11 protein-coding genes are annotated in these 12,619 nt (G+C 69.2%); 8 read left to right on the top strand and 3 right to left on the bottom strand.

Annotation, left to right across the window (positions count from 1 at the left end; all coding sequences use genetic code 11):
* Positions 1 to 121: 121 nt before the first annotated feature.
* Complete coding sequence (locus tag ABE546_RS04110; RefSeq protein WP_346462769.1) at positions 122 to 970, bottom strand: phosphatase PAP2 family protein; 849 nt, start codon at positions 968 to 970, stop codon at positions 122 to 124.
* 303 nt (positions 971 to 1,273) lie between these two features.
* On the opposite strand from ABE546_RS04110, the gene ABE546_RS04105 reads away from it, so the two are divergent.
* Both ABE546_RS04105 and ABE546_RS04100 read left to right on the top strand, forming a co-directional pair.
* Positions 1,274 to 2,107: a hypothetical protein gene (locus tag ABE546_RS04105; protein WP_313210650.1), complete on the top strand. Its 834-nt coding sequence runs from the start codon at positions 1,274 to 1,276 to the stop codon at positions 2,105 to 2,107.
* An 11-nt stretch (positions 2,108 to 2,118) separates the two neighbouring features.
* A complete protein-coding gene (locus ABE546_RS04100; RefSeq protein WP_346462768.1) occupies positions 2,119 to 3,327 on the top strand; it encodes a DUF4785 domain-containing protein in 1,209 nt (402 codons plus the stop codon).
* A 10-nt stretch (positions 3,328 to 3,337) separates the two neighbouring features.
* Here ABE546_RS04100 and ABE546_RS04095 read toward each other — a convergent pair whose 3' ends face one another.
* The gene (locus ABE546_RS04095; RefSeq protein ID WP_346462767.1) at positions 3,338 to 4,168 is read right to left on the bottom strand and encodes an ATP-binding cassette domain-containing protein; all 831 of its coding nucleotides are present in this window, start codon (positions 4,166 to 4,168) and stop codon (positions 3,338 to 3,340) included.
* 150 nt (positions 4,169 to 4,318) lie between these two features.
* Between ABE546_RS04095 and ABE546_RS04090 the strand changes: the two genes are divergently transcribed.
* The 6 genes from ABE546_RS04090 (at position 4,319) to ABE546_RS04065 (ending at position 11,973) form a co-directional block, all read left to right on the top strand.
* The gene (locus tag ABE546_RS04090) at positions 4,319 to 5,521 is read left to right on the top strand and encodes a fatty acid desaturase (protein ID WP_123730986.1); all 1,203 of its coding nucleotides are present in this window, start codon (positions 4,319 to 4,321) and stop codon (positions 5,519 to 5,521) included.
* A 3-nt stretch (positions 5,522 to 5,524) separates the two neighbouring features.
* Positions 5,525 to 5,902 (top strand): EF-hand domain-containing protein, encoded by a 378-nt coding sequence (locus ABE546_RS04085; protein WP_346462766.1) that lies wholly within the window; start codon positions 5,525 to 5,527, stop codon positions 5,900 to 5,902.
* 74 nt (positions 5,903 to 5,976) lie between these two features.
* Positions 5,977 to 6,789, top strand: a complete 813-nt coding sequence (gene mutM / locus ABE546_RS04080; RefSeq protein WP_313210611.1) for a bifunctional DNA-formamidopyrimidine glycosylase/DNA-(apurinic or apyrimidinic site) lyase — start codon at positions 5,977 to 5,979, stop codon at positions 6,787 to 6,789.
* A gap of 65 nt (positions 6,790 to 6,854) precedes the next feature.
* Positions 6,855 to 7,418 (top strand): ECF-type sigma factor, encoded by a 564-nt coding sequence (locus ABE546_RS04075; RefSeq protein WP_088435324.1) that lies wholly within the window; start codon positions 6,855 to 6,857, stop codon positions 7,416 to 7,418.
* Between the two features lie 30 nt (positions 7,419 to 7,448).
* The gene (locus tag ABE546_RS04070; RefSeq protein WP_346462765.1) at positions 7,449 to 10,292 is read left to right on the top strand and encodes a protein kinase; all 2,844 of its coding nucleotides are present in this window, start codon (positions 7,449 to 7,451) and stop codon (positions 10,290 to 10,292) included.
* Between the two features lie 79 nt (positions 10,293 to 10,371).
* Positions 10,372 to 11,973 (top strand): glucan biosynthesis protein D, encoded by a 1,602-nt coding sequence (locus ABE546_RS04065; RefSeq protein WP_346462764.1) that lies wholly within the window; start codon positions 10,372 to 10,374, stop codon positions 11,971 to 11,973.
* On the opposite strand, the gene ABE546_RS04060 is transcribed toward ABE546_RS04065, so the two are convergent.
* On the bottom strand, positions 11,974 to 12,594 hold the full coding sequence (locus tag ABE546_RS04060) for a thymidine kinase (RefSeq protein WP_313210619.1): 621 nt from the start codon (positions 12,592 to 12,594) through the stop codon (positions 11,974 to 11,976). It lies immediately after the preceding gene.
* Positions 12,595 to 12,619: the final 25 nt, after the last annotated feature.

The raw sequence follows: 12,619 nt of genomic DNA, 5'->3' as shown, positions 1-12,619 counted from the left end.
AGCCGACCGTTGGTCGGCTGCCCCAATCCCGTTACAGCTCTGCTGTCTGTCGATCGGCGCCGTGAGGAGCCGGCCAGCGGCCGGCACTACCAGCAACGCAACTCCACCGACACGCGGTGTCTTACAACGCGCTCGCCGGCCGCACCTTCAACACCGCTTCTTCAGTCGCGCAATCCCGTGCCGAATGGAGCCCCGCCTTGCGTGCCGCCACGATTTCCTTGCGTGCAGCCAGCAGGTCGCTGTTGAAGGCGGCATTGTCATGCAGGCGTGCCACAGCAGCAGCGCCCATGAAACGGCCCTCCAGGATGTCGCTCTGCCAATGCACGTTGCAGACCAGGCGACTCTCGCCGTAGTTGCGGCCGCGTGCGTGGATCGCATCGGCGCGGTCCGGGGCGATCTCCGAGAGGATCAGGGCCCAGGCCCAGCCGATCGAGGTGTGGCCGGACGGATAGGAGCCGTTGCCGCGCAGGTCCTGCTCGTCTTCCGGCGAACAGGTCGGTTCGTTGTTGACCATGAACGGCCGCGCGCGCTGGTAGTGCTTCTTCGCCGTGCGGGTGGCCGCGCTGGCATCGATCCGGCTGCGTTCGAGCAGGCGGTACAGGGCCGGCGTCTTCACCGCATCCACCTCGACATCGATCGCACACGAGAACTGGTTGGCACCGGCCGGGAAGGCGAGTTCGGCGTCGCGATGGGCCTGTTCGAAGCGCGGGCTGCCGCGCAGGCCACGGGCTTCACGGCTGACCTGTTCGTCCAGTGCGAAGCCGGCCGAACCGGCGGCCGGCGGTGCCGGTACCAGTGCCAGGCTGTCCGGCACGGCCGTGCTCTGCAGGTAGCCGACCGCCTTGGTGGTGACCGAGGCTTCCACCGCCGTGGTGCGCGGCGCGGCCGTTGACGAACAGCCGGCGAGGGCGGCGAGCAGGGCGGTCACCAGCAGCGGGCGAACGGCAGCAGAGCGCAGGGACGACGACATCGGCAGGTCTCGAAGAGGGGGAGCCGCATGATCGCAGCTTCCTCTGGCAACGACAGCGGCCGTTCGTCATCCGGCCAGATCCGGCATGGCCGTGCCCCGGATGACGGAAACCCGCGACTGGTTCACGGATTTCATGGGTCGCACGACATAGCGTCATCGCAGGCGCCATCGATCGTCATATCTCCATGGATATATGCACCCCATGGCAACGCGGCAGCGCCGTCATCAGGGGGATCACCTGCAAGGAGACAGCGGATGCGAAGCAACGCGGGAAGGTGGGGTGGCGGTCTCGCCCTGGGTCTGATGCTGGCGTGCGGCACCACGCACGCGGCCGATGTGGTGGGCGTGGCGTTCGTGCACGGCACCGGCAAGCAGACCGACGCACGTACGGACTACTGGCAGCCGGGCATCATCGACACCGTGCGCCAGGGGCTGCCCAACAGCAGCAACTACACGGTCATCAACTGTGATTTCGAACAGTACATGTGGACGCCCGAGGCGGCGGGTTGCCTGGCCGGGCAGCTGACCACCTTCATCAACAGCAAGGGCATCACCAAACTGGTGGTGATCACCCATTCCAACGGCGGCAACGTGGTGCGCTGGATCCTCTCCAACCCCACCTATGACAGCCGCTATCCGAAGATCATCCAGACGGTCAGCAAGGTCACTGCGCTGGCGCCGTCCTCGGCCGGCACGCCGCTCGCCGACGCGGTGCTCAACGGCAACGTGTTCGAAACCTCGGTGGGCTGGCTGCTGGGCTACAAGAGCGATGCCGTGCGGCAGCAGCAGGTGGGCCACATGGCCACCTACAACGCGCAGAACCTGTACGGCACCGCTGGCCGCCCTGCGTTGCCCAAGCCGTTCCGCGCCGTGGTCGGCTCGGATGTGGAATCGGCGGTGTGGGACAGCAACAGCTACTGCGGTGGCTATGCGCAGAACGTGGGCCTGGAGTTCACCCAGAACTGGTTGAACAGCTGCTCGGATGGCTTCCTGGAGTGCAGCAGCCAGAAGGCGGCCGGTACGACCTGGTTCACCGACACGCAGCGCACCCGGGGCGCCGAGCCGCTCAGCCACAACCAGAGCCGGCGCGAATGCTTCGGCCTGGGCACGATCCTGCGCAACGACCTGACCCTGTGAGGAGCCTCCCGATGATGCGACAGACGACGATCGCGGTGGCCCTGCTCGCCGCCCTGGCAGCCTTGCCACTGCAGGCGGCACAACCGTTGCTGGCCGCCCGCGCCAGCGACCAGGTCCCGCGTGCGGTAGAGCGTGCGCCCCTGCCGGCCGGACCGGTGGAGCAGGCACCGCTCAGCTTTGCGTGGGCGCTGGATCCCGCCCAGGCACTGGCCGCTGCGCCGGCCTTCATGGCCAGCAGCCGCAGCTACTGGGAGATGGTGGACGCGCCGGCGCTGCAGCAGGGCCTGGCCTTGCCGCTGACCGCGCCCGACGCGGTGATCCAGCTCAGTCCGGTGCAGGGCGCGCGTGCGCTGGATACCACCCAATGGCAGGTGCGTGACCCGGCCGGTGCGCTGGCGGTGGCCCAGGTGGTCGATGAGCAGCAACTGCGCGCGGCCGGGATGTCGGTCGGCACGGGCACGGCCATGGTCCGCACGGGCACCACATCGGCGGTCGGCAGCTACCGGCTGCAGAGCACACAGGCCCAGGGCCGCTACGTGGTGCAGGTGCTGGAACCCAACAGCCCGATCGCCCTGCAGCTGCAGGCGAGCAGCGAACGGGTGCTCGCCGGGGGCACGCTGGCGCTGAGCGCGCGTCTGGTCAACGACGGTGGCGCGGCTGCGGCACGGCCCGCCCGTGCCAGTACGCGGCCGCTGCCGGCCGTGGGCGAGGCCCTGCTGGTGGCGCCGGATGGCCGCAGCTGGCCGGTGCCGCTGGTCGCCGCCAAAGACGGTCTACGTGCCCAGGTGACGGTGCCGCAGGACATCGGCACGGCGCAGGGGCTGTGGGAGCTGCAGGCGTTCGTCAGTGCCGACGGCGTGCAGCGCGATGCCAAGGTGGCGTTTGCGGTGGCGCAGCCGACGGCGCGCTTCCAGGGCCAGGTCGAGGCGGATGCCAGCCGCCGCGAGGTGCGCCTGCCGTTGCAGATCGGTGCGCCCGGCCGCTACGAGGCGCGCGGTACGCTGTATGCCACCGGCCCGGACGGGACGCTGCGGCCCGTCGCGCAGGCACACAGTGCGGCGTGGTTCGCGACGGCAGGGGCGGGTGAGCTGCGCCTGCCGTTCGCCAGCGTGGCGTTGCCGAGTGGCTATGCCGCCCCGTTCGAAGTGCGCGACCTGCAGTTGCAGGACCAGAGCCGGATGGCACCGATCGAATCGCGTGCGGTGGCGGTGAGGTTCTAGGCTGCGTGACCTAACCCGCGAACGCACTCAATCGGCCGGCCTGATCCACCACCCGGATCGGGCCGCCGAACAGCTGGGACAACGGTGCATCGCGCAGCAGCTCCGCGCGCGGGCCGTCAGCGAGGATCTTGCCGCCGCGCAGCATCACCACCCGCTCGATCTCAGGGATGATCTCCTCGATGTGATGAGTGACCAGCACCAGGGTGATGCCCTGGCGGGCGAGCTCACGCATGGTGGCGATCAGCTGCTCGCGCGCGATCAGGTCCAGCCCGGTGGAGGGTTCATCCAGCAGCAGGGCCTGTGGGCGGTTCACCAGCGCCCGGGCGATCAGCACGCGCCGGGTTTCGCCGGCCGAGAGTTCGGCATAGCCGCGCTGCAGCAGCGGCAGGGCACCGGTCATGGCCAGGGTTTCACGCGCGCGCTCGCGCATCTCCGGGCTCACCTCGCGGAAGGCCGGCACCACGAAGCTGGCGAAGAAGCCGGTCAGCACCGCCTCTTCCACGGTCAGCCCGGGCATGTCGGAAAGATTGCTGCTCAGGTCGCCGGTGACGATGCCCAGCTGCGAGCGCAGCCGGTCCACCTGCCAGCGGTTCTGGCCGAGCACGCGCACCGCCACCGTGCCATCACCGTGCGCCAGCGGGTACAGCTCGCGGGTGATCAGCTTGATGAAGGACGACTTGCCGCAGCCATTGGGGCCGAGCAGCGCGGTGTGCTGGCCCTGTTCGATGCGCAGGCTGAGATCGTGCAGGACCCGGACCTGGCCGCGGATGACACAGGCGCGGTCGAGCTCGATCAGGGGGACGGGGGAGGCCGGCACCGCCGGTGAGGCTGCGACTGTCATGAATGCGGGGGCATGCTCACGAAGGTAAGGGGAGAACTGAATGACTGCGCAAAAATGGCATCGAAGGGATGAAGTTTGCAACGTCTGGCCCCATCATGTCCGAAGGTATCCCTGTTTCCTTGACGGCCGACTGCGGCCCGGAGTCCTGCGATGTTCGATACGCTCCTCAACTTCCTGACCGGCGGTGTCGTCGGCCTCGGCTGGTGGGGCATGGGTCTGGTGCTGCTGGTGTTCACCCAGCTGACCATCTTTGCCGTGACGCTGTATCTGCACCGCAGCCAGGCGCACCGGGGGGTGGATTTCCACCCGGTGATCGCGCACTTCTTCCGCTTCTGGACCTGGCTCACCACCTCCATGATCACCAAGGAGTGGGTGGCGATCCATCGCAAGCACCACGCCAAGGTGGAAACCGATGAAGACCCGCACAGCCCGGTGACCAAGGGCATCGGCATGGTGTTCTGGCGGGGCGTGGAGCTGTACCGCGAGGCCCGCGCGATGCGCGCGGACATCGAGCAGTACGGCCGCGGTGCTCCGGATGACTGGATCGAGCGTCACCTGTACACCCCGCACGCCAATCTCGGCCCTGTCGCGCTGCTGGTGATCAACAGCGTGCTGTTCGGCCTGCCCGGCGTGGCCCTGTGGGCGATCCAGATGGCCTGGATCCCGTTCTGGGCCGCCGGCGTCATCAATGGCCTGGGCCACTGGTGGGGCTACCGCAACTTCGAATCGGCCGACACCTCCACCAATCTGACGCCGTGGGCGTTCTGGGTGGGCGGCGAAGAGCTGCACAACAACCACCATGCCTTCCCGAGCTCGGCGCGCTTCTCGATGCGCCGCTGGGAGTTCGACATCGGCTGGGCGGTGATCCGCGGCCTGCAGGCGGTGCGTCTGGCCAAGGTGCTGCGCGTGGCGCCGAGCATGGACGTGCGCCCGAACATCGCCGTGCCGGATGCGGAAACCCTCAAGGCCCTGCTGTCGCATCGCTTCCAGGCGATGACCGATTACCAGCGCAACGTATTCGTGCCGGCCCTGCGCGAAGAGGCCGCGATGGCCGGCGCCAAGCTGCGCAAGCTGCTGCCGCGCCGCATGCGCCGTGGCCTGGTCAACGACGGCCGCTGGCTCAAGCCGGATTGCCGCGCCCAGCTCAGCACGTGGGTCGAGCAGCGCCCGCGGATCCGCGTGCTGGTCGAACACCGCGCGCGTCTGGCGGCCCTGCTGGAAGCGCGCGGTAATGACGCCGCCGAGCGCTTGAAGCTGCTGCAGGCCTGGTGCCATGAAGCCGAAGCCAGTGGCATCGCCGCGCTGCAGAACTACGCCGCGCGCCTGAAAGGCTACGCACTGACGGCGCACTGATCGATGCGCTTCCCAACCGGGAACGTCTCCGCGAAACGCCGCCTTGTGCGGCGTTTCGCGTGTGTGGGCCTGGCCGTGGGCCTGCTCGGCGCGACGGCACAGGCGCAGGTCACGGATACCGGCAGCTACCTGCAGCGCATGGACACCGACGGCGACGGCCGGGTCAGCGTGGAGGAATACGTGCAGTGGCTGCTGTACGCCTTTGACCGCATGGACCGCAACGGCGATGGCGTGCTCAGCGCCGATGAGCTGCCCGGTGGCAAAGGCCCGTCGATCACGCGGGAGCAGCAGCGGCAGACGCTGATCCAGCGGTTCCACAAACAGGATGCGAATGGCGACGGGTATCTGAGTGCGCGCGAGTTGGCTGCGCCGCCGCGCTGAACGTCGCGCCCGGACCGCCGCGAGGCAGCGCACGCTCTACCGCGGTTCATCGGGGGACGCCTTAGAATCCCCCCATGCCCGAGCTTCCCGAAGTAGAAACCACCCGTCGCGGCCTGGCCCCGCACCTGGAAGGCCGCAACGTCCACGGCGTGATCCTGCGCCGGCCCGACCTGCGCTGGCCAATCCCGCCGGAGATCAGCACGCTGCTCCCCGGGCAGGCCATCCAGGGCGTGCGCCGCCGCGCCAAGTACCTGCTGCTCGATACCGCCATTGGCAGCGCACTGCTGCACCTGGGCATGTCCGGCAGCCTGCGCGTACTGCCCGGCGACACCCCGGTGCGCGCACACGACCACGTCGACATCAGCCTGGACAACGGCCGCCTGCTGCGCTTCAACGACCCGCGCCGGTTCGGCAGCCTGCTCTGGCAGCCGGCCGGGGAAACCCATGAGCTGCTGGCAGCGCTGGGGCCCGAGCCGCTGGATGACGCGTTCGATGGCGACTACCTGTTCGCCCGCAGCCGTGGCCGCAGCGCCTCGGTGAAGACCTTCCTGATGGACCAGGGCATCGTGGTCGGGGTGGGCAACATCTATGCCGCCGAAAGCCTGTTCATGGCCGGGATCAACCCGCTGCGCGAGGCCGGCAAGATCTCCCGCGCGCGCTATCAGCGCCTGGCCGATGCGGTGAAACAGATCCTGGCCTACGCCATCACCCGCGGCGGCACCACCCTGCGCGATTTCATCAACCCGGACGGGGCGCCGGGCTACTTCGAGCAGGAGCTGCTGGTCTACGGGCGTGAAGGCGAGCCCTGCCGCCAGTGTGGCCGGCTGCTCCGCCACGCCACCATCGGCCAGCGCGCCAGCGTCTGGTGCGGGCACTGCCAGCGCTGAATCGTCGCGCGCCTGTCGCCTGCCCGGCGGTATAGTCCGCCCAACGTCACCGGCGGGGGTGTGCGATGGACGAAGGACCGGATATCACCGTGTGGCTGGATTCGGCCCGGGCGGGCGACCGCGCCGCGCTCGACCGGGTCCTGACCCTGCTCTATCACGAGCTGCACAGCATGGCCCGCCGGCAGCTGGCCGGGCAGCAGGGGCGCACCCTGGATGCCACCTCGCTGGTGCACGAGTCCTACCTGAAGCTGCTCGGCTCCCGGGGTGCGGCCCGCTTCGAGGACCGCGCGCATTTCTTCGCCTACGCCGCCTCGGCGATGCGCAGCGTGGTGGTCGATTACGCACGCAACCGGCTGGCGCGCAAACGCGGCGGCGACCTCAAGCGGGTGGAGCTGCCCGAGAACAGCAGCAGCGGCGTGCGTCTGGATGAAGATCTGCTGGCGCTGGATGTGGCGCTGGCCCAACTGCATGCGGTGGATGCGCACCTGGCCAAGGTGGTGGAACTGCGGTACTTCGCCGGCCTGTCCGAGCAGGAGATTGCCGACCTGTGCCAACGCTCGGAACGCAGCATCCGCCGCGACTGGCAGAAGGCGCGCATGTTCCTGCTGGCCTCGGTCGGGGAACCCTGAAAAGCCACGCATCGTCCGGGGAGAGGACCGATGGAGGCGTCACGCTGGCGGCAGTTGTCCTGCCTGCTGGATCAATTGCTGGAACTGCCCGAACCGGCGCGTGAGCAGCGGCTCGCGCGCCTGCGTGTGGAGGATCCGGGCCTGGCCGACGATGTGGAGCGCCTGCTCGCGCATGAGCGCGACAGCCACGAGTTCCTGGCCCAGCCGCTGTGGACCGCCGCGCCGGAGGACAGCCGGGTGGGCACGCGCGTCGGCCCCTACCGCTTGCTCCGGCCCCTCGGCGAGGGCGGGATGGGCGAGGTCTGGCTGGCCGAGCGCGCCGATGGCCTGTATGAGCGCCAGGTCGCGCTGAAGCTGCTGCGCAGCGGCTACGCCGATCCCGGCCTGCGTCAGCGCTTCAGCCGCGAACGCGAGATTCTGGCGCGGCTGCAGCACCCGAACCTGGCCCATCTGCTGGATGCCGGCGTGGATCTGCAGGGGCAGCCTTACCTTGCGCTGGCCTACGTGGAAGGCGAGCCGATCACCGAGCACTGCCAGCGCCTGGCGCTCCCGCTGGAGCGGCGGCTGCAGCTGATGTTGCAGGTCTGCGCGGTGGTCAGCCATGCGCATGCCAACCTGATCGTGCACCGCGACCTCAAGCCCTCCAACATCCTGGTCACGGCCGAGGGCGACGTGAAGCTGCTGGATTTCGGCATCGCCAAGCTGCTCGACGATGACGAAGGCAAACCACCCGTGCATCCCCCCACCGAAGCGCGGGCGTTCACCCTGCACTACGCCGCGCCGGAACAGGTCCGCGGCGAGCCGGTGTCCACGCTGACCGATGTGTACTCGCTGGGCGTGGTGCTGTTCGAGGTGATCACCGGGCAGAAGCCCTATCGCCTGCGCCGGCACAGCGATGCCGAGTGGGAGCGCTCGATCCTGGAGGTGCAGGCACCGCGCGCCTCGGCCGTCATGGCGCGCGTGGCCGCCGCCGGTGGCGAACAGGCCGGGGCAGCCCGGCGCCTGTCGCGGCGCCTGCGCGGCGATCTGGACACCATCCTGCTCAAGGCCCTGCAGAAGGAACCTGCGCAGCGCTACGCCTCGGTGGAAGCCCTGGCCCAGGACCTGCGCCGCTTCCTCGAAGGCCGCCCGATCCACGCGCGCCCGCAGCATGTGGGCTACCGGCTGCGCAAATATCTGGGCCGGCATCGCTGGGGCGTAGCGTTGGGCAGCATGGCCGTGCTGGCGCTGCTCGCATTGGCATTGACTGCGTTGTGGCAGATGCAGCAGGCGCGGCGGGAGATCGCGCGTGCCCAGGCCATGCAGGATTTCACGGTCGGCCTGTTCGATCGCGCCGCCGGCGTGCGCCATGGCAGCTTCGATCTGCGCCAGCTGCTGGCCACCGGTCAACAACGCGGTGAGGCGGAACTGCGCGATCAACCGCTGTCGCTGGCCGAGCTGGAGGGCGTGATCGGCCGGCTGCGGATCGGCATGGGCGACTACCAGCTGGCGCTGCAGACGCTGGACCGACAACGCGCGCTGCTGGAGGAGGCCGGCGAGGTGCCGCCCACCCTGCAGCTGGAAGCGGTGACCCAGCGCGGCCGTGCGCTGCGCATGCTGGGCCGCTCGCGCGAGTGCGTGACCCACCTCACTCCGATGCAGGCGCTGGCCGCCGAGTACCGCCTGCGGCTGCCGGCGGCCGTGGCCGAGTACCACACCCAACTCGGGCGCTGCCAACAACTTCTGGGGTACCGCGACAACGCCCGCGCTGCCTTCGAACAGGCACGGGTGCTGCGGCGCGATGTACTGCGCGATACCCCCGGCACCTCCGAGAGCCTGGCCGACCTGGCCGCACTGGACAGCGACGATGGCCGCGCCGCGGCGGCACTGGCCGGCTACCGGCAAGCGCTGCAGCTGCTGCAGGCCGGTGACACCGTGCGGTATCCCCAGTTGATCGCGCTGCGCCGGCACATGGGCGAGACGCTGGCTGCGCAGGGCGATCTGGACGCGGCCGAGCGGGCCCTGAAGATCGCCAGTGCCGATGCGGTGGGCATGTATGGGCCGGATCACCCGGAAACCCTGTCGATCCGTCGCTTGCGTGCCCTGCTGGCGATGCAGCGCGGTGATCTTCAGCAGGCCCAGACCCAGCTGCAGCAGGTCCATCACCTGACCCGGCAGGCCCTGGGCGAGCAACACCGCGACACCGGGCTGACCTGGCACGCGCTGGGCCGGTTGGCACTGGAGCGCGGTGACAGCACCGTGGCGATCGATGACTTCGCCCGGGCGGTGGCGATCTGGCGGCAACCCGACTGCGTGGGGCTGCTGCCGCAGGGCCTGTATGACCTGGGCGAAGCCTTGGCCCAGGCGGGGCGCTGGCAGGCGGCGCTGGCTGCCCTGCATGAGGGCCGGCAGTGGCAGGCGGCGCAACGGGGCGACGACGATGCGTCCGTGCAGCAGGCGGATCGGCGCATGGCCGAACTGGTCAGCGCCTACGGCGACCCGCATCAGGCCGGCGAGCAACTGGCGGCGCTGATGCGCCGGGTGGACCGGGCGGGTCCGTCCAGCCCGGCGCTGCAGCGCGCGCTGCAACTGGCCTGGGGCCGCAATCTGGGCCGCATGGGCCAGGCCGTGGAAGCACGCCGCGCGCTGGCCCCGTTGCTGGTGGGCGACGCCGCCGATCAGGGCAGCCGCGTCCTGCGCTGGCGCGCCCGCGCCGCGATGGCGGAGCTGGACTGCACGAGCGCACCGGCGCGTGCGCGTGAGGCGCTGGGGCAGCTGCAGCAGGAGCTGCAGGCACAGTGGCCGCAGGGCGGGCAGCTGCTGCAGGAGGTGAACCAGATGCGGCAGGCATGCGCACCGGCGCAGATCGCGGCCGCCCCTGAGCACGCTGGCTGAACGCCGCCGCGCATTCACCTCGGCGAATTAACGTCTGCGTGCCTATGATGGCCGGCCCTCCCTTGCCATCGCTGCCTGCATGCAACGACGCGACTTCCTCCGCAATGCCTCCGTGGCCCTGGCCGCCTTCGGCCTGCCTGCACTGCCGGCGTGTGCCGCGCAGGGCAACCAGGTCGGCCTGCGCCGGCTGGGCGAGCCGCAGCCGTTCGATTTCGCCTCGCTGAAGGGGCAGGCCCGCGCGCTGTCCCAGGCCGCCTACCAGAGCCACAAGCGCACCCTGCCGGGTCCGGTCGAAGCGCTGGACTGGGATCAGTACCAGTCGATCCAGTACCGCCAGGATCACGCGCTGTGGGCCGACCAGCCCGGTCGCTACCAGGCCAAGTTCTTCCACCTCGGCCTGTACTTCCACTCGCCGGTGCGGATGTTCGACGTGACCGACGGCAAGGCGCAGGAGCTGGCCTACGACGGCGCCGCGTTCGACTACGGCAAGAGTGGCCTGAAGGGCAGCCATCTGCCGGCCGACCTGGGCTTTGCCGGTTTCCGTCTCAACACCCGCAAGGACACCGACCGCGACTTCGCCGCATTCCTGGGGGCCAGCTATTTCCGCGCAGTCGGCAAAGAGGGCCAGTACGGCCAGTCCGCGCGCGGTCTGGCGATCGATACCGGCACGGGCAAGCCCGAGGAGTTCCCGGATTTCATCGCCTATTACCTCGAGCAGCCGGCGGCCGACTCCAACACGCTGGTGGTGTACGCCCTGCTGGATTCGCCGAGCACCACCGGCGCCTACCGCTTTGCGATCACCAACGGCGATGTGCTGCTGATGGACATCGACTGCGCGCTGTACCCGCGCAAGGCGATCGAGCGGCTCGGCATCGCCCCGTGCACCAGCATGTACCAGGTGGGCGAGAACGACCGCCGCATGGCCTGGGACTGGCGCCCGGAGATCCACGATACCGACGGCCTGTCGATATGGACCGGAGCCGGTGAATGGATCTGGCGGCCGCTGTGCAACCCGTACCACCTGCGCTTCAACATGTTCGTGGACAACAACCCGCGCGGCTTCGGCCTGCTCCAGCGCGACCGCAATTTCGATCACTACCAGGACGACGGCGTCTTCTACGAGAAGCGCCCGTGCCTGTGGGTGGAACCGAAGGGGCAGTGGGGCAAGGGCTCGGTGCAGCTGGTCGAAATCCCGACCGTGGATGAAACCTTCGACAACATCGTGGCGTTCTGGAATCCCGAGGCCAAGCCGCAGCCGGGCCAGGAGCTGCTGCTCGGCTACCGCCTGTACTGGGGCGCCGAGCCGCCGGCGCGTACGCCGCTGGCACACTGCGTGGCCAGCCGCACCGGCCTGGGCGGGGTGATCGGCAAGCGGCGCGAGTATTTCTCGTGGCGCTTCGCGGTCGATTTCGAAGGCGGCGAACTGGCCGCGTTGATCGACAAGGGTGAGGTGGACGCCGTGGTCCAGGTCAGCCGTGGCCGCACCGAGATCGTTTCGGCCCGCCCGCTGCGCGAGATCAAGGGCTACCGCGCCATGTTCGATCTGGTGCCGCCAGACGATTCCACCGAGCAGATCGACATCCGCCTGTACCTGCGCAGTGGCGGCAAGACGCTGACCGAAACCTGGCTGTACCAGTACAGCCCGCCGCCGAAGGGTGCGCCGGAGCGCACGTTGTACTGATCAGAGCGGCAGTGGGGCCTGTGCCGGGTCGATTCTTCCCTCGCCGCGCGTGATCTTCTTGAACTCCGCGCGGCTCACCGACACATAGCGCTCGTTGCCGCCGATCTCCACCTGCGGCCCGTCCTGCACCGCGTGGCCGTGCTCGTCCACGCGCACGGTCATCGTGGCCTTCTTGCCGCTGTGGCAGATCGTCTTGATCTCCTGCATCTCGTCGGCCCAGGCCAGCAGGTACTGGCTGCCTTCGAACAGCTCGCCGCGGAAATCGGTGCGCAGGCCGTAGCACAGCACCGGGATGCGCATCTGGTCGACCACCTCGCTGAGCTGCCAGACCTGGCTGCGGGTCAGGAACTGCGCCTCATCGACGAGGACGCAGCCCAGCAGGCCGTGCGTGGCGATGTCCTCGGCGATCAGCTGCTGCAGGTCGGTGTCCTGCTGGAACGCGATCCCGTCGGCCTTCAGGCCGATCCGCGAGGCCACTACGCCGCGCCCGGCGCGATCATCCAGCCGTGGGGTCAGGATTGCCACGCGCATGCCCCGCTCGCGGTAGTTGTGCGCCGACTGCAGCAGGGTCGTGGTCTTGCCGGCGTTCATCGCCGAATAATAGAAATAGAGCTTGGCCATGCCGGGATTTTATCCGCTCGGGCGC

Origin of the sequence: Stenotrophomonas sp. TWI377 (assembly GCF_039674525.1) — a bacterium.
Classification (GTDB): Bacteria; Pseudomonadota; Gammaproteobacteria; order Xanthomonadales; family Xanthomonadaceae; genus Stenotrophomonas.
Note: the sequence above shows the minus strand (reverse complement) of the source record. Positions and strands in the feature narration are given on the sequence as shown.